The organism is Burkholderia mycopellens (assembly GCF_964265025.1).
Classification (GTDB): domain Bacteria; phylum Pseudomonadota; class Gammaproteobacteria; order Burkholderiales; family Burkholderiaceae; genus Burkholderia.
Map to the genome: position 1 here is coordinate 915,360 of NZ_OZ183802.1, position 17,044 is coordinate 932,403.

The 17,044-nt window shown below is 68.4% G+C and carries 15 protein-coding genes; 7 read left to right on the forward strand and 8 right to left on the reverse strand.

The window, feature by feature from the left end:
* Positions 1-48 precede the first annotated feature (48 nt).
* From ACPTTC_RS04300 to ACPTTC_RS04315, 4 genes are all read right to left on the reverse strand, one after another.
* A complete protein-coding gene (locus ACPTTC_RS04300; protein ID WP_423391649.1) occupies positions 49-1,218 on the reverse strand; it encodes an MFS transporter in 1,170 nt (389 codons plus the stop codon).
* A 238-nt stretch (positions 1,219-1,456) separates the two neighbouring features.
* A complete protein-coding gene (gene bluB / locus ACPTTC_RS04305) occupies positions 1,457-2,233 on the reverse strand; it encodes a 5,6-dimethylbenzimidazole synthase (protein WP_423391650.1) in 777 nt (258 codons plus the stop codon).
* 181 nt (positions 2,234-2,414) lie between these two features.
* On the reverse strand, positions 2,415-3,413 hold the full coding sequence (locus tag ACPTTC_RS04310) for a 2-hydroxyacid dehydrogenase (RefSeq protein ID WP_423391651.1): 999 nt from the start codon (positions 3,411-3,413) through the stop codon (positions 2,415-2,417).
* 30 nt (positions 3,414-3,443) lie between these two features.
* Complete coding sequence (locus ACPTTC_RS04315) at positions 3,444-4,427, reverse strand: LysR family transcriptional regulator (protein WP_423391652.1); 984 nt, start codon at positions 4,425-4,427, stop codon at positions 3,444-3,446.
* On the opposite strand from ACPTTC_RS04315, the gene ACPTTC_RS04320 reads away from it, so the two are divergent.
* Positions 4,426-4,731 (forward strand): hypothetical protein, encoded by a 306-nt coding sequence (locus ACPTTC_RS04320; protein WP_423391653.1) that lies wholly within the window; start codon positions 4,426-4,428, stop codon positions 4,729-4,731. The two genes, ACPTTC_RS04315 and ACPTTC_RS04320, sit on opposite strands and share 2 nt — an antisense overlap.
* A 453-nt stretch (positions 4,732-5,184) precedes the next feature.
* Entirely contained in the window at positions 5,185-6,396 is a 1,212-nt protein-coding gene (locus ACPTTC_RS04325; protein WP_175966747.1) for a pyridoxal-phosphate-dependent aminotransferase family protein, read from the forward strand.
* A gap of 27 nt (positions 6,397-6,423) precedes the next feature.
* On the opposite strand, the gene ACPTTC_RS04330 is transcribed toward ACPTTC_RS04325, so the two are convergent.
* The gene (locus ACPTTC_RS04330) at positions 6,424-7,359 is read right to left on the reverse strand and encodes an AraC family transcriptional regulator (RefSeq protein ID WP_175966749.1); all 936 of its coding nucleotides are present in this window, start codon (positions 7,357-7,359) and stop codon (positions 6,424-6,426) included.
* A gap of 137 nt (positions 7,360-7,496) precedes the next feature.
* On the opposite strand from ACPTTC_RS04330, the gene ACPTTC_RS04335 reads away from it, so the two are divergent.
* Entirely contained in the window at positions 7,497-8,387 is an 891-nt protein-coding gene (locus tag ACPTTC_RS04335; protein ID WP_226195476.1) for a DMT family transporter, read from the forward strand.
* A 121-nt stretch (positions 8,388-8,508) separates the two neighbouring features.
* Here ACPTTC_RS04335 and ACPTTC_RS04340 read toward each other — a convergent pair whose 3' ends face one another.
* On the reverse strand, positions 8,509-9,723 hold the full coding sequence (locus ACPTTC_RS04340; protein WP_423391654.1) for an MFS transporter: 1,215 nt from the start codon (positions 9,721-9,723) through the stop codon (positions 8,509-8,511).
* Between the two features lie 337 nt (positions 9,724-10,060).
* On the opposite strand from ACPTTC_RS04340, the gene xdhA reads away from it, so the two are divergent.
* The 4 genes from xdhA to ACPTTC_RS04360 all read left to right on the forward strand — a co-directional run bounded on the left by xdhA (position 10,061) and on the right by ACPTTC_RS04360 (position 15,309).
* On the forward strand, positions 10,061-11,611 hold the full coding sequence (gene xdhA, locus ACPTTC_RS04345; protein WP_423391655.1) for a xanthine dehydrogenase small subunit: 1,551 nt from the start codon (positions 10,061-10,063) through the stop codon (positions 11,609-11,611).
* A gap of 18 nt (positions 11,612-11,629) precedes the next feature.
* A complete protein-coding gene (gene xdhB, locus ACPTTC_RS04350) occupies positions 11,630-13,993 on the forward strand; it encodes a xanthine dehydrogenase molybdopterin binding subunit (protein ID WP_423391656.1) in 2,364 nt (787 codons plus the stop codon).
* 132 nt (positions 13,994-14,125) lie between these two features.
* On the forward strand, positions 14,126-14,743 hold the full coding sequence (gene xdhC / locus ACPTTC_RS04355) for a xanthine dehydrogenase accessory protein XdhC (protein ID WP_423391657.1): 618 nt from the start codon (positions 14,126-14,128) through the stop codon (positions 14,741-14,743).
* 164 nt (positions 14,744-14,907) lie between these two features.
* Positions 14,908-15,309 carry a polyketide cyclase gene (locus ACPTTC_RS04360; protein WP_423391658.1) on the forward strand — a complete coding sequence of 134 codons (402 nt, stop codon included), beginning with the start codon at positions 14,908-14,910 and terminating at the stop codon, positions 15,307-15,309.
* A gap of 28 nt (positions 15,310-15,337) precedes the next feature.
* Here ACPTTC_RS04360 and ACPTTC_RS04365 read toward each other — a convergent pair whose 3' ends face one another.
* Positions 15,338-16,285, reverse strand: a complete 948-nt coding sequence (locus ACPTTC_RS04365; protein ID WP_423391659.1) for a LysR family transcriptional regulator — start codon at positions 16,283-16,285, stop codon at positions 15,338-15,340.
* Between the two features lie 67 nt (positions 16,286-16,352).
* A complete protein-coding gene (locus ACPTTC_RS04370; RefSeq protein WP_226195483.1) occupies positions 16,353-16,991 on the reverse strand; it encodes a DsbA family protein in 639 nt (212 codons plus the stop codon).
* Between the last annotated feature and the right edge of the window lie 53 nt (positions 16,992-17,044).

The window sequence follows — 17,044 nt, forward strand, 5'->3', positions numbered from 1 at the left end:
ATCAGGTCCGCGTGGCGTTGTGCGCGCAACGATTGCGGCAGGGTTGCGTTACACGTACTCGGTCGGCACGGCCACCGGCCGGCGTTCGAGCGACGCCGACCACAGCGTGAGCGCGAGCGCCGCGACGGCCATCGCGACGCCGACCCACGGCAGGTTCACGAGCGACACGCCCGAGCCGATCGCCATCCCGCCGAGCCATGCGCCGGTCGCGTTGCCGAGGTTGAACGCGCCCTGGTTCAGCGTCGACGCGAGGTTCGGCGCGTCGCTGGCGCGGTCGACGATCAGGATCTGCAGCGGCGGCACGATCGCGAACGCGAGGATGCCCCACACGAAGATCGTCGCGAGCGCGGCGAACGGCACGTGCATCGTGCCCGCGAACAGCGCGAGGACGATGCCGATCAGCGCGAGCGTCGCGATCAGCGACGGCATCCGGCGCCAGTCGGCGAGCTTGCCGCCGAGCGTGCCGCCAACCGTCAGCCCGAGGCCGAACAGCAGCAGCACGTAAGTGACCTGGCGCGGCGAGAAGCCCGTGACGTCTTCGAGGATCGGCGTGATGTACGTGAACACGCTGAACAGGCTGGCCGATGCGAGCACGCTGATGCCGAGCACCATCAGCACCTGCGGATGTTTCAACACGCTGAATTCGCGCGTGATGCTGGTGTCGGGCATCGCGAGGTTCTTCGGCAGGCAGACGGCCAGCGCGGCGGCCGCGGCGATGCCGATGCCGGTGACGGCCCAGAACGTCGCGCGCCAGCCGTACGCCTGGCCGAGCGCGGTGCCGAGCGGCACGCCGAGCACGTTCGCGAGGGTGAGGCCGGTGAACATCAGCGCGATCGCCTGCGCGCGACGGTTCGGTGCGACCAGGTTGCTCGCGACCACCGAGCCGATCCCGAAGAACGCGCCGTGGCAGAACGCGGTGACGACGCGCGCGGCCATCAGCACCGCGTAGCCCGGCGCGATCGCGCAGAACAGGTTGCCCGCGATGAACAGGCCGATCAGGCCCATCAGCGCGCGCTTGCGCGGCATCTTCGCGGTGACGATCGCGAGGATCGGCGCGCCGATCGTCACGCCGAGCGCGTAGCCCGACACGAGCATGCCGGCGGCCGGGATCGACACGCCGAGGTCGCGGGCGACATTGGGCAGCAGCCCCATGATCACGAACTCGGTGGTACCGATTCCAAACGCAGCGACGGCGAGGGCGAAAAGAGGTAGGGGCATCGCGGTAGGCTCGGGAAAAGCCGCCGCTCGGGCGGGCGCAGGATGCGCGGAACGGGCGGACGGTAAGGCGAACGACAGCCGCGATTCTACTTCAGTGAAAACCCCTATGCTTGGGGCCAAAACGGGTGTTGCCGGCGTGCGACGGGGCCGTGCGCGTGAAGCTCACAGTGTGGGATTCGGCGGGGATTGCGGCGCTGAATGGGTTGGGGGCGCAACGGCGGCGGCGGCGAGGTGCGCGTCAGGCGATGCGTTCGGGCGAGCCGTCGACGCTTGTGGTCGATGCGCTTGCCGGGTCGGCGCCGGTTGCCATTGCCGTGTCCGTGTCCGCGTCCGTCACGCCCGCGCGCGCCGACGGCGAGCCTGCAGCATCGATCGCGGCCGGATCGTCCCAGCCGTTTTCGAACAGGCACGCGTCGATCGGCATCCGCGCCGCCCAACGCTCCTGCTCGAGCATCGGCTTCGCGTAGAACGCGTCGACGTGCCCGACGCACAGCACGGCGATCGGCTTCGCGCCGTCGGGCATCCGCAGCAGCGCGCGCAGCGCGTCGACGTCGAACAGCGATACCCAGCCCATCCCGAGCCCTTCGGCGCGGGCCGCGAGCCACATGTTCTGGATCGCGCACGCGGCGGACGCGAGATCCATCTCCGGCAGCGTGCGACGGCCGAACACGTGGCGCTCGCGGCCGTCGGCGAGCGCGACGACCAGCAGCTCGCCGCATTCGCGCACGCCTTCGACCTTCAGCCGCATGAATTCGTCCTGGCGCTCGCCGAGCGCGTCGGCGGTCGCGCGGCGCTCGGCCTCGACCAGCGCATGGATCGCGGTGCGCAGCGTCGGATCGGTGATGCGGATGAAGCGCCACGGCTGCATGAAGCCGACACTCGGCGCGTGATGCGCCGCGCGCAGCAGGCGTGCGAGCACGGCAGGATCGACGGGCGCCGGCGTGAAGTGGCGCATGTCGCGCCGTTCGAAAATGGCGCGGTAGACGGCGGCGATGTCGGAGTCGTCGAAACGCATGGGCGGCACAAGCAGGGGATGACGTCGGCGCAACGATATCAGACCGCGCGCGGGCCGCGTTACATCATTCGAAACAAAATGCGGAATTGTTGATGTAAAAGATCGCGTTTTCAGCGTTGATCAAAAGCAAACGATTGCGGTCGCGCCGGCAACCATGAAATGAGCCGGTTTCGTCGATTTCTCAGCGATTCGCCGTCACGACGTTCTGCGGCGTGCCCGCATGCCACGCCTCGATGTTCAGCAATGTGGTGTGCGCGATCTCGGCGAGCGCCTCGCGCGTGAAGAACGCCTGGTGCGACGTGACGATCACGTTCGGGAACGTCAGCAGGCGGGCCAGTACGTCGTCCTGCAGCGGCAGGTCGGAGTGATCCTCGAAGAAAAGCCCGCTTTCCTCTTCGTACACGTCGAGCCCGAGATGGCCGAGCTGGCCGCTCTTGAGCGCGTCGACCAGCGCCTGCGCATCGACGAGGCCGCCGCGGCCGGTGTTGATCAGCATCGCGCCGTGCTTCATCCGCGCGAGTGTCCGTTCGTTGATCAGGTGGTGCGTCGACGGCAGCAGCGGGCAGTGCAGGCTGACGATGTCGGCGTGGTGCAGCAACGCGTCGAGCTCGACATAGCGCGCGCCGAACGCGATCAGCTCGTCGTTGTACGGCGGCACCGAGTGCGCGAGCACATGCATCCCGAAGCCCATCATGATCTTCGCGAACACGCTGCCGATGATGCCGGTGCCGATCACGCCGACGGTCTTGCCGTGCAGATCGAAGCCGAGCAGGCCGTTCAGCGAGAAGTCGCCTTCGCGGGTGCGCGCGACGGCGCGCGGCAGGCGGCGGTTGAGTGCGAGGATCAGCGCGACCGCGTGCTCGGCAACTGCGTGCGGCGAATAGGCGGGCACGCGCACGACCGTCATGCCGAGCCGCTCGGCGGCGGCCAGGTCGACATGGTTGAAGCCCGCCGAGCGCAGCGCGATCAGGCGCGTGCCGCCGTCCGCCAGCCGTTCGAGCACGGCCGCATCGACGGTGTCGTTGACGAACGGGCAGACGACGTCATAGCCATGCGCGAGGATCGCGGTTTCCGCGTCGAGGTGCGACGGCTGGAAGTGCAGCCGATAGCCGAACTGCCGGTTGGCGGCGACAAACGAATCGTCGTCGTACTGCCGGCTGCTGAACAGGATCACGCGCACGCTGCACCTCCAAAGGCTGACGCGCGCAGTTTACTGCAGCCCCGTGACGATGTCGGAGCGGTCGGGCCCGCGCGGCGGCCGCAGGAAGCCGTAGTCGGTGCGTTCGCGGGCCGGCTGCGCGCTGAAGTGATCGAGCGCGTGCTCGACGAAGCTGCGCGTGCGGGCCGGCACGTACTGGCGATTCGGGTAGACGAGCGACAACTGCGTGTCGGGATCGTCGATCCGGTAGCCGGCCATCAGCCGCACGAGCGTGCCGCTGGCGAGCGCATTGGCGACGCACGGCTCGGGCAGCACCGCGATACCCGCGCCGGCCACGGCGGCCGCATGGACGAGCGCGAGCTGGTTGACCGTGCAGGCCGGGCGCACCGTGACGGAATGCGCGACGCCGTCGTGGCCGACCAGCTGCCACGCGGGCGCATGCTGGTGCGGCGCGAGCGTGACCCAGTCGTGGCCCGGCAGGTCGTCGGGCAGGCGCGGCTCGCCGCGTCGCTCGAGATAGGCCGGCGCCGCGACCGCGACGAACGGGTTCGGTGCGAGCGCGTGGCCGATCAGCGCCGGGTTGCCGTCGAGCCGGTTGCCCGTGACGATGCCGACGTCGTAACCCGAATCGAGCACGTCGAGCGGCGCCTCGGCGACGGTCAGCTGCACGCGCAATTCCGGGTAGCGGTGCCGGAAGCTGCTGACGAGCGGCGTCAGCGCAAGCGGCGACAGCAGGCCCGACGCGACGACGCGCAGCGTGCCGGCCGGTTCGCGCACGGCATGCGCGACGGACGATTCGAGATGGTCGAACTCCTCGAGCAGCGCCCGGCACCCGTCGAGGTAGCGTACGCCGGCCTCGGTGAGCGACAGGTTCCGCGTGGTGCGGTGGATCAGCCGGGTGTTCAGGTGGCCCTCGAGCATCGCGATCGAACGCGTGACGAGTGCATTGGACACGCCGAGATGGTGCGCCGCGCGCCGGAAGCTCTGTTGCTCGGCGACGCAGACGAATACACGCATGGTCTGAATCTGGTTCATGGCTTGCGTATTTCTGGCCCGGTTGATTGATTATGGTTGTGGTTTTACGCCGCGCAACCTCGTAAGCGCATCGAGCGGCCCCAAGTTTTTCCTTCGTATCGAAAAATCGTTTTTTTCGATTCCGCAGACGATTGTTGAATACAGAAGCGATATCCGTCAACCTGAGAAAAGGGGCGGGTTGCGAAAAATCGAAATCGGGGGTAACGGGTTAAACGTTGCGCTGTCTTGCATGCCTGCCGTTCAAAGGCGGTGGAGTATTCGAATAAGCATGGCCGGTGCGAATATTTCTGATGATAATCAATAAGTTGTGAACTATTCGAGCAGGCTTGTTCCGGTATTTAAGGGAAGCGTACCCCAATAGATGCCGAAATAATGGATGTTTTTTGGTGATGCGGGAATTTTGCGTATCCGATTCCGTGCGGCGATTTTTAGCGGGGATCCGGTCTATTTCTTTCGATGCAGAAGTCATGCTGAAGCGGCGATGTCGGCGAATCGTGGTGTTATTGACGGAGAAAATCGTGCGCTTGACGCACGAATGGAACCGTTTCACAACCTGGCCGGCAATCCTATTTCAATCCGGACGACTGGCGTGCGCTCCGCGCACGGCTGGCTGGCCCGGTCCGGCGGCCGGGCCACCATCGCGCTGTCCGGCCGCGCGTGCCTCTTGCGCGAGGCGGCGGAACACGGAATGATCGATCAGTTCGCCATGCAGCGCGGCGGGCGTCCGTGCACTTCCTTTCCTCACCTGTTACCAACCATGTCCATCGATTACTCGCCGATTCCCTGTCCCGTCGTCGTGCCGCTCGACGCGATCCTGCCCGAAGAACCGCTGCTGATGATGGGGGCCGGCCCGGTTCCGATCCCGGCCGCCGTCGCGAAGGCGAACACGATCGTGATCAACCACCTCGGCGCGACGATGGCGAAGATCATCGAGCAGGTGAAGGAGATGGCGCGCTACGTGTTCCAGACCCGCACGAAGTGGGTGCTCGGCGTCGCGGGCCCCGGTTCGGCTGCGATGGAAATGGCGATCTCGAACCTCGCGTGGCGCGGTACGCGCGTGCTGTCGATCCGCAACGGCTTCTTCAGCGCGCGGATGGCCGAGATGGCCACGCGTGTCGGCGCCGACGTCGCGACGCTCGAAGTGGCCGACCGCGCGGTCGCGAGCCTCGACGAGATCGCGGACGCAATCGCGCGCGAGCGGCCCGAGATCGTCACGATCGTGCAGGGCGAGACGTCGAATACCGTGTGGAACCGCGACCTGCGCGACATCGCGGCGCTCGCGAAGGCGGCCGGCGCGCTGGTCGTGGTCGACGCGGTGTGCACGCTGTCGACGATGCCGCTCGAGATGGACGCGTGGGGCATCGACGCGGTGATCACCGGCGGCCAGAAGGGGCTGTCGTCGATTCCGGGCGTGTCGCTGATCGCGTTTTCCGACGCCGCGTGGGATCGCATGAAGCGGCGCCCGGAGCCGAATGCGCACTGGTGCCTCGACATGGCGCTCGCCGAGAACTTCTGGCACAACGCGGGCTATCACTACACGGCGCCCGTGTCGGGCGTGCTCGCGCTGCACGAGGCGCTGCGGCTCGTCTGCGCGGAAACGCTCGAAAGCCGCTTCGCGCGCCACCTGCGCTGCTCGCTCGCGCTGCAGGCGGGCGTCGAGTCGATGGGGCTCAAGCTCTATGCGCCGAAGGACTGCCGGCTGAATTCGGTGGTCGGGATCGAGACGCCGGAAGGACTCACGCCGGGGATGGTCTGCGGCCATATCTCGAAGCACTACCAGGTCGAGATTTCGGGCTCGTTCGGCTTGCCGATCGTACGGATCGGGCAAATGGGCGAGCAGTGCCGCGAACACAACCTGTTCCGCACGCTGCATGCGTTCGGCCGCACGATGGTCGACCTGAAGGTGCCGGTCGACCTGCCGGCCGGCGTCGCGGCGCTCGAACAGGAACTGTCGGGGCGCGGCGCGTAAGCAGGAAGACGAGGAAAGGGGCCGCGCTCAGCGGCCCTGCATCGCGCGCCGGTACGTATTCGGCGTCGTGCCGTGTGCGTCGCGAAAGCGATGGCTGAAATGGCCGGCGTTCGCATAGCCGCAGTCGGCCGCGATCTGCGCGAGCGGCAGCGCCGTCGTGCGCAGCAGCTCGCGCGCCCGCGCCAGCCGTTGCTCGGCCACCCACGCGTGCGGCGCGCGGCCGAACGACAGCCGGAACATCCGCGAGAAGTGGTATTCGGACAGTGCGGCGACGTCGGCGAGTTCGCCGAGCGTCAGCGGCTGCGTCAGGTACGTGTCGATGTAGTCGCGCACGCGGCGGCGCACGGCCGGCGCGAGCCCGCCGCGGAACGTCGTGTCGGTGCGGGCCGTGCTCTGCCCGCGCAGCAGCAGGCTCAGTACCTCGTGCGCGGTCTCGTTCACGCGCAGCCGCTCGTCGGCATCGTCCCAGCCGTCCAGCGCGAGCGAGCGCAGCAGCGCGGCGACGCGCGCATCCTCGAAATAGGTGCGGTCGGCAAGCTTCAGCTCGCGCGGCTCGCGGTCGAGTTCGCGGATCGCGCGCTGCGTGAAGTGCTCGGGCAGGAAATACAGGTGGATGAAGTGCATCTCGCCGCGCACCCACCAGCGCGATTCGTGGTCGCCCGGCAGCGCGCACAGCAGGCTCGGCGCGCCGTAGCGCGGCACGCGCTGGCGTTCCGTCCGGTAGCCGCCGTCGAGGTAGCACGACAGCGTGTGGTGGCCGGGCTGCTCGTAGACCGTCTCGCTTTCGTCGGTGATCCGGGTCCATTCGGCGATCGCCAGATGGTCGCCGAGCCATGCGAAGCGCTCGAGCGTCGCGTTCGCGTCGGCGAGCGTGCGACAGACCGACTGCAGGCCGAACGGCAGATCGCCGCCAGCCAGCGCGGCGGGGTGGTCGACGGGGGGCGCGGAGAGGGAGAAGCTCATGATGGGCCGAGTATAAGCGGGCGCGCCGCGCCGCGTGCGGCGGCCCGAAAAAGACCGCAATTCCGGACAATCGGCGCGCGCCGGGCGGCGGCATAGTCGGGATCCCGTTTCACCCGTTCTTTCGGATCGTTGCCGCCATGAACCTGTCGCTTTATTTCGTCACCGTGCTGATCTGGGGCACCACCTGGATCGCGATCAAGTGGCAGCTCGGCTCTGTGCCGCCGCCCGTGTCGATCGCATGGCGCTTCTGGCTCGCGGCCGCCGTGCTGTTCGCGCTGCTGCGCGTGATGCGCCGGCCGGTGCGCCCGCCGCGCGAAGCGTGGCGCTTTCTCCTGGCGCAGGGCTTCGCGCTGTTCTGCCTGAACTTCCTGTGCTTCTACTATTCGGAGCAGGTCGTGCCGAGCGGCCTCGTCGCGGTGATCTTCTCGACCGCGCCGCTGTTGAACTCGATCAACGGGCGGCTGTTCATGGGCCGTCCGCTGCGGCCGTCGGCGATCGCCGGTGCGCTGCTCGGGCTGGCCGGCATCGCGTGCCTGTTCTGGCAGCAGATGGCGGGCCACCTCGACGACCACGCGACCTGGATCGGGCTCGCGATCGCGTTCGCGGGCACGATGTGCTTCTCGGCCGGCAACCTGCTGTCGAGCCGGATGCAGTCGATGGGGCTGCACCCGCTCGTCACCAACGGCTGGGCGATGCTGATCGGCGCGACGATCCTGACCGTCGGCAGCGCCGCGGCCGGATTGCCGTTCACGCTCGACACGAGCCCGCGCTATCTCGGCGCGCTCGTCTACCTGGCCGTGCCGGGCTCGGTGATCGGCTTTACCGCGTATCTGACCCTCGTCGGCCGGATCGGGCCGGAGCGCGCCGCGTACTGCACGGTGCTGTTCCCGATCGTCGCGCTGGCCGTGTCGACGGTGTTCGAGGGCTATCAGTGGTCGCCGCTCGCGGTGGTCGGGCTGCTGCTGGTGGTCGCCGGCAACCTGGTTGCGTTCGACCTGACGCGGCGGTTGTTTCTCCGGGCCGCGTGACCGGCTGGCCCGCCGCACCGGCCTCGCCCGGATACAAAAACGCCCGCGCGATGCGGGCGTTTCTTTTGGGTGGCCGGCGGCGCGATGCCTGCGACCGGCTTGCTTGCAACGCGCCGCGCGATCAGGCCGCCGCGCCGCTCCCTGCGACCCGCGCCTGCCGCTGGTACAGCACCATCGACAGCGCGACGCCCGCGGCAGCCGCCACCGCCGCGAACAGGAACACCTGCGGATAGCCGAACGCACCCGCGACATAGCCGGCGAGCGGGCCCGTGATGCCGAGCGACAGGTCGAGGAACACCGAGTACGCGGACAGCGCCGCGCCGCGGCTCGCGGGCGGCACGAGCGCGACGGCCTCGACGCCGAGCGCCGGGAAGATCAGCGCGAAGCCGAAGCCCGTCAGCGCGGCGCCGACGAGCGCGACGTGGGGCACGGGCGCGAGCCACAGCAGCACGAGGCCCGAGCATTCGAACGCGAACGACACGATCGCGACGCGAAAGCCGCCGTAGGTCTTGATCGTGTTCGCGAACAGCAGGCGTGCACCGATGAACAGCGTGCCAAAGACGGTCAGCGACAGCGCGGCGTTCGGCCAGTGGCGCGCCGCGTAGTACAGCGTGACGAAGGTCGCGATCGAGCCGAAGCCGGCCGAGCCGAGCGCGAGGCCGAGGCCGTGCGGCAGCACGCGCGTGAACACGCTCGCATACGACATCCGTTCGCCGTGCACGAGCGGCACGGAAGCGATCAGGCGCGCGAGGTAGAAGCCGGTTGCGGCGAGTGCGATCACGATCACGCCGATCAGCGCCGGATTCAGCGTATGCGCGATCGCGACGCCGACCGGTGCACCGATCGCGAGCGCGCCGTAGGTCGCGATGCCGTTCCACGAGATCACCTTCGCGTTGTGCGTGACGCCGACCCGGCCGATGCCCCACAGGATCGCGCCGGTGCCGCACAGGCTTTCGCCGACGCCGAGCACGAGCCGGCTCGCGACCAGCAGCACGAGGCTCGCGACCGGCCAGTGCGCGAGCAGCAGCGCGACGAGCAGCAGCACGCCCGACACACCGCAACCGACCAGCCCGCGCAGCACCGTCTGCTTCGGCCCGAGCGTATCGGCCAGGCGCCCGGCGAGCGGACGCGACGCGAGCGTCGCGAAATACTGGACGCTGATCGCGCCGCCCGCGACGATCGCGGAAAAACCGAGGTCGTCATGGACGAAGCCCGGCAGCACCGCGAGCGGCAGGCCGATGGTCAGGTAGCAGATGAACGTGAAGCAGACGACGGACACGATTTGCAGCGTGACCGCGAACCCGCTGCGCGGCGGTATGGCGGAATCGGTGGACATGGGGACGGAACGAATGAACGAAACGAACGGAAGACGGCGAAAAAGGGAATCGGGATTTTCCCATGGAACCGGTTTTCACGCAGGTACCGTTTAGTTAATCGCGCCCTGTTTTCGACGCCGGCGGACGGTTGCGGCGGCGCAGGGAATGGGCCGTGAGCCCCGTGCGGAAAGGCCGCCGGGCGGCCCCGGCACTCATATCGCGGCAGTTATATGGGCCCCATGCGTGATGGGCTATGGGTTGAGGAATTTGATGGTGATAGCGTGCAAACTGTCAGAAAAACGTCGGTCAAGCGCACTGCGCACGCCGCCTTGCCCCCATTTGAAGAAACATCGAGACATGAGTGAGCCGATCCGCTTCTACCATCGTCACGCGATCCGCGAAGTCAGCGGCGCGGACGTTACCCGCACCGTGCTGCAGTACCTGCGCGAGGACGCGCATTGCACCGGCACCAAGGAAGGCTGCGCGGAAGGCGACTGCGGCGCGTGCACGGTCGTCGTCGGCGAGCTGACCGACGCCGGCGCGGTCGAGTTCAAGGCCGTCAACGCATGCATCCAGTTCCTGCCGACGCTGGACGGCAAGGCGCTGCTGACGGTCGAGGACCTGCGTCAGCCGGACGGTGCGCTGCATCCGGTGCAGCAGGCGATGGTCGATTGCCACGGTTCGCAATGCGGGTTCTGCACGCCTGGCTTCGTGATGTCGATGTGGGCGCTGTACGAGAAGCACGGCCACGAAGGCTGCGGCAGCGCCGGCACGTGCGCGAAGGCGAAGGACGTGCCGACGCGTACCGAAATCGCCGATGCGCTGACCGGCAACCTGTGCCGCTGCACCGGCTATCGCCCGATCGTCGATGCGGCCGTGCAGATGTTCGACGCCCCGGCGCCGTCGGCACCGGTCGACACGGCCGCGCTGGCCCGCACGCTCGCGTCGCTCAAGCGCGACGAGACGTTCGACTACACGACGATCGACGGCGCGCGCTTCGCGGCGCCGCGCACGCTCGACGCGCTGGCCGCGCTGAAGGTCGAGCGGCCCGACGCGCGCATTCTCGCGGGCAGCACCGACATCGGCCTGTGGGTCACCAAGCAGATGCGCCGGCTCGACGACCTGATCTACGTCGGCCAGATCGCCGAACTGCAACGCATCGCGGAGCGCGGCGACTGGATCGAGATCGGCGCGGGCGTGACGGTCGAGAAGGCATATGCGGCGCTGGCCGGCCAGTATCCGGAACTGACCGAGATGTGGAAGCGCTTTGCATCGCTGCCGATCCGCAACGCGGGCACGCTCGGCGGCAACGTCGCGAACGGCTCGCCGATCGGCGATTCGATGCCGGGCCTGATCGCGCTCGGCGCGCGCGTGGTGCTGCGCGGCGGCGACACGGTGCGCGAGCTGCCGCTCGAGGCGCTGTACACGGGCTACCAGCAGAAGGACATGGCGCCGCACGAATTCGTCGTCGGGCTGAAGGTGCCGACCCGCACCGGCGCGCGCGAGAAGCTGCAGTTCCGCACGTACAAGCTGTCGAAGCGCTTCGACTCCGACATCTCGGCCGTGTGCGCGGCGTTCGCGTTCATCGCGGACGGCGACACGATCCGCGAGCCGCGCGTCGCGTTCGGCGGGATGGCCGCGACGCCGAAGCGTGCAGCGCACACGGAAGCCGTGCTCGACGGCGCGCAGTGGCACGAAGCCACCGCGCAGGCCGCGATGCAGGCGCTCGAGCGCGATTACCAGCCGCTGTCCGACATGCGCGCGACGAGCACGTACCGCCTCGATACCGCGAAGAACCTGATGGTTCGCTTCTGGCTGGAGACGCGCCCGCATGACCCGCTGCCGCCGCAAGCGCTGAATGTGCGTGAAGTGGCCGCCGAACCCGGCACCGACGCGGCGCGCGTCTGAAGACGGAGAACACCGAACATGAACCAGCAAGCAGAACCGTTCCTGAGCACCCTCGACCCGCAAGCCGACGCCGCGCAGGTCCACGTATCGCGCGCGCACGAATCCGCGCATCTGCACGTGAGCGGGCGTGCCACCTACACGGACGACATCCCGATCGTCGCGGGCACGCTGCACGCGGCGCTCGGCCTGTCGGCGAAGCCGCACGCGAAGATCGTGTCGATGAACTTCGACGCGGTGCGCGCGACGCCGGGCGTGGTCGCCGTGTTCACGGCCGACGACATCCCGGGTGTCAACGATTGCGGCCCGATCATCCACGACGACCCGGTGCTCGCCAAGGGCATCGTGCAGTTCGTCGGCCAGCCGATGTTCATCGTCGTCGCGACGTCGCATGAAACCGCGCGGCTCGCCGCGCGCCGCGCACAGGTCGACTACGAGGAGCTGCCGGCGATCCTCACCGCGCAGGAAGCGCGCGCGGCCGAAACCTACGTGATCCCGCCGCTGAAGCTCGCGCGCGGAGACGCGGCCGCGCGGCTCGCCGTCGCTGCGCACCGCGAGTCGGGCGAAATGCTGCTCGGCGGCCAGGAGCAGTTCTACCTCGAAGGGCAGATCGCGTACGCGGTGCCGAAGGACGACGACGGGATGCACGTGTACTGCTCGACGCAGCACCCGAGCGAGATGCAGCACCTCGTCGCGCACGTGCTCGGCGTCGCGTCGCACAACGTGCTCGTCGAATGCCGCCGGATGGGCGGCGGGTTCGGCGGCAAGGAATCGCAGTCGGGCCTGTTCGCCTGCTGCGCGGCGCTCGCGGCGTGGAAGCTGCTGTGCCCGGTGAAGCTGCGTCCGGACCGCGACGACGACATGCTGATCACCGGCAAGCGGCACGACTTCCATTACCGCTTCGACGTCGGCTACGACGACGACGGCCGCATCGACGGCGTGGCGCTCGAGATGACGTCGCGCTGCGGTTTCTCGGCCGACCTGTCGGGCCCGGTGATGACGCGCGCGGTATGCCACTTCGACAACGCGTACTGGCTGGGCGACGTCGATATCGCCGGTTATTGCGGCAAGACCAACACGCAGTCGAACACCGCGTTCCGCGGCTTCGGCGGCCCGCAGGGCGCGTTCGCGATCGAGTACATCCTCGACGACATCGCGCGTTCGCTCGGTCGCGATCCGCTCGACGTCCGCTATGCGAACCTGTACGGCAAGACCGAACGCAACGTTACGCCATACGGGCAGACGGTCGAGGACAACGTGCTGCCCGAGCTGCTCGGCGAACTCGAAGCGACGAGCGATTACCGCGCGCGGCGTGCGGGCGTGCGCGCATTCAACGCACGCAACACGGTGCTGAAGAAGGGCATCGCGATCACGCCGGTGAAGTTCGGCATTGCGTTCAACGTCACGCACTTCAACCAGGCCGGCGCGCTGGTGCATATCTACACCGACGGCTCGGTGCTCGTGAACCACGGCGGCACGGAGATGGGGCAGGGGCTCAACACGAAGGTCGCGCAGGTCGTCGCGCACGAGCTCGGCATCCGCTTCGGCCGGATCCGCGTGACGGCGACCGACACCAGCAAGGTCGCGAACACGTCCGCGACGGCCGCGTCGACGGGCTCGGACCTGAACGGCAAGGCCGCGCAGGACGCGGCACGGCAGTTGCGCGAGCGGCTCGCGGTGTTCGCGGCGAAGCAGTTCGGCGACGGCAAGGTCGATGCGGCCGACGTGAAGTTCGGCAACGACGTCGTGTGGGTCGGTGGCAACGGTATTCCGTTCGGCGAAGTGATCGCGAAGGCGTACCTCGCGCGCGTGCAGCTGTGGTCCGACGGCTTCTACGCGACGCCGAAGCTGTACTGGGACCAGTCGAAGCTGCAAGGCCGGCCGTTCTACTACTACTCGTACGGCGCGGCCGTGTCGGAAGTCGTGATCGATACGCTCACGGGCGAGATGCGCACGCTGCGCGTCGATGCGCTGCACGACGTGGGCGCATCGCTGAACCCGGCGCTCGACATCGGCCAGGTCGAGGGCGCGTTCATCCAGGGGATGGGCTGGCTCACGACCGAGGAGCTGTGGTGGAACAAGGGCGGCAAGCTGATGACGCATGCGCCGTCCACGTACAAGATCCCGACGGTGAACGACACGCCGCCCGAATTCAACGTGCAACTGTTCAAGAACCGCAACGTCGAGGACAGCATCCACCGTTCGAAGGCGGTCGGCGAGCCGCCGCTGCTGCTGCCGTTCTCGGTGTTCTTCGCGGTGCGCGACGCGATCGCGGCGGTCGGCGACTACACGGTGAACCCGCCGCTCGACGCGCCGGCCACCGGCGAGTCGATCCTGCGCGCGATCGGCGCGGTGCGAGCGGCACGCGCCGCGCAGGCTGTCTGAGATGAAACGGCCCCCACGTTCGCTTCGTTCGCTGTCGACCGGAATTGGCGCTTCAGCGCGTACTCCGGTCCCGTGCACGGCTCCCTTCGTGGGGGCGGTCGGCCTCCTTCGGGCGGCCCGGCGGAGGCTGGCATGAACGGCCCCGCACGCACGCTCCGCAGCGCGTCAACCCCGGCGTTCGCGCAGGGCACCGGCCAGCGCAACCGCGCGACCGGTACGCCGGCGCCGATGCACATCGTGCTGTTCGGCGCCGGGCACGTCGGTCACGCGCTGGTCACGCTGCTTGGCGCGCTGCCGTGCGTCGTGCAGTGGGTCGACACGCGCGACGAGCTGTTCCCGGACGAATGTCCGCCGAACGTGCAGCCGGAGCCGACCGACACGCCGGAGGCCGTCGTCGACGCCGCGCCGCCCGGCGCGTACTTCCTCGTGATGACGCACAACCACGCGCTCGACTTCTCGCTCGCCGCGCAGATCATGCGGCGGCGCGACTACGCGTACTTCGGGATGATCGGCTCGCGCACCAAGCGCGTGAAGTTCGAGCGCCGGCTTGCCGCGCGCGGCGTCGATCCGGCGCGGCTCGTGGAGATGGTGTGCCCGATCGGCGTCGCGGGCATCGTCGACAAGGCGCCGGGCGCGATCGCGGTGGCCGTGTGCGCGGAGTTGCTGCAGGCGCGCTCGGGCATGCCGGTGGCCGATGCGAAGGCCGTCGCTTCGGGGCGTGCGCGCGACGACGTGTCCTGCTCGCGGTAACGCGGAGTGGGCAGCGCACGCTCCCCCGTTTGGAGAAAATCATTCGTGGGGCCGGCGCAAGCCCGTGATTAGCTGGACCCGCCCCTGGGGGCACGGCCGCGCGTTTTTGCATACACTGCACGACGACGCGCGGCACCGGGCCGCGCCTTTCCGTGCACACCACCATGTCCGATCACCAGATTTATCTCGACGCGCTGGATGCCAGCCTCGTCGCCATCGAGCGCTGGCTGTCCGGCGTCGATACCGCGCCCGAGGCGCTCGATGCGCTGCTCGCCGCGTTTTCCGCTGAATTCACGATGATCCTGACCGACGGCCGTGTCGTCGATCATGACGGTACGCGCGCGCTGTTCGCGAAGCTCGCCGGCGCGAAGCCGGGACTGCGCATCTCGCTGTCGGACACCCGCGTGCTCGCGAGCGGCGCGTCGCATGCGACGCTCACCTATCTCGAAGCACAGCACGCGGCTTCGGGCGAGCTGCCCGCGCGCCGTGCAACCGCCGTGTTCGAGCGCGACGCGGCGGGCATCGTGCGCTGGACCCATCTGCAGGAAACCTTCTGCACGGCCTGAGCGGCCGCACCCCGTCGTGTGCCGCGGCTCAGCGCCTGCGGCTGCGGGGAACCGTCAACTCGTCGGACACGCTCTGCATCAGCGCGCACAGCCACGCGATGTCGGTCGGGCGGTCGGGCTGCGGATGCGTGAGCAGGTAGCTCTTGATGCGCGGGAACGGCACGGGCGGCGCGACGACCACGAGCGGCAGCAACTGCGCATAGTGCGTCGCGAAGCGGCGCGTCGTCGTGAAGATCAGGTCCGACTGCAGCAGCACCTGCGGCACGATCCCGAAGTACGGCAGCGTCGTCACGATGCGCCGTGTGAGGCGCGCGCGGGCCAGGCCGATCTCGATCGCATTGCGCTTGTCGCCGGTGTACGGCGTCGGCGCGACGTGCGCGGCCGACGCGTACGCTTCGCGCGTGAGCGGCACGCGTGCGAGCGGGTGCGCATCGCGCATCAGGCACACGATCGTGTCGGAGAACAGGTCCTGGCGCGCGAACTGCGGATCGGGCTTCGGCCAGTTGCCGATCACGAGATCGAGCGCGCCCGATTCGAGTGCGCCCGCGTGATCGAGTGCGGGATTCAGCGAATCGATTTCCAGATGGGCATGCGGCGCCGCGTCGCGAAAGCGCTCGATCAGCGTCGGCATGAAGAAATCGTTCAGGTAATCGGGGGCGGCGACGCGGAACGTGCGCCGTGCGGACGACGGATCGAAGTCGCCGTGCGGCGTCGCGATGAAGTCGACCTCGCGCAGCGCGCGCTGCGCGGCCTCGAGCAGCGACGCGCCGTATTCGGTCGGCACCATCCCGGATTTGCCGCGCACGAGGATCGGGTCGTTCAGCGTCTCGCGCAGCTTGCGCAGCGCGGTGCTGATCGCGGGCTGGGTCTGGTTCAGCCGCAGCGCGGCCTGCGTGACGCTGCGCTCGAGCAGCAGCGTGCGCAACACGCGCACGAGCCAGATATCGAGCGAGGCGGTACGGTCGTCTTCTTCCATCGTTGGGGGGATTCGGGTGAAGCGTAACCTTACCGCAGCCGCGCGTTGGCGTGCGTGATACCGGCCATCACACACGGCCCTTCGGCAGCGTGCTGATCCGCTTGACCTCGCGCGATTCGAGCCAGTTCGGCGTGCGTGCGCAATACAGCACCATCGGCAGCGCGTCCTCGCCCCAGAACAGCTGCTGGTTCATCCAGAACGTCGGCACGCCGAACACACCGAGCGCGATCGCGTCGGCGTTGTTGCGGGCCAGTTGCGCGGTGGTCTCCTCGAATTCGATCAGCTCGTCGCCATGGCCGACGCCGACGCGCTCGCACAGTGCCGCGAAACCTTCCGGCGTCGACGGATCGTTGCCGTCGCGCCAGATGAAGCGGTACATCTCCAGCACCGTCGCGATATCGGCGCGCAGCGCGATCGCGAGGCGCAACACCTTGTCGGAATCGAACGGGTGCGCGGGCGGCATCTTGAAGCGGATGCCGAGCTGCTCCGCGCGAAACAGCGCGTGACGGTACGTGAACACGCGCTTGGCCGGCACGTCCGCGCTAGGGCGTTGGCCCCAGTGGCGCTGCAGGTCGAGCAGCGACACGGCGATGGGTTCGAACGGCACGTCCGGCCACTTGTCGTGCTGTTCGAGCAGCAGATAGGAGAACGGCGACACGAAGTCGAAGAACCAGGCAGGCTGGGCGGTGTCGAGGCCGGTTGTCATGACGATCTCCAGAGGGTGGGGCGTGCGGCGCCTGGCGGCGGCCTTCATGTTAC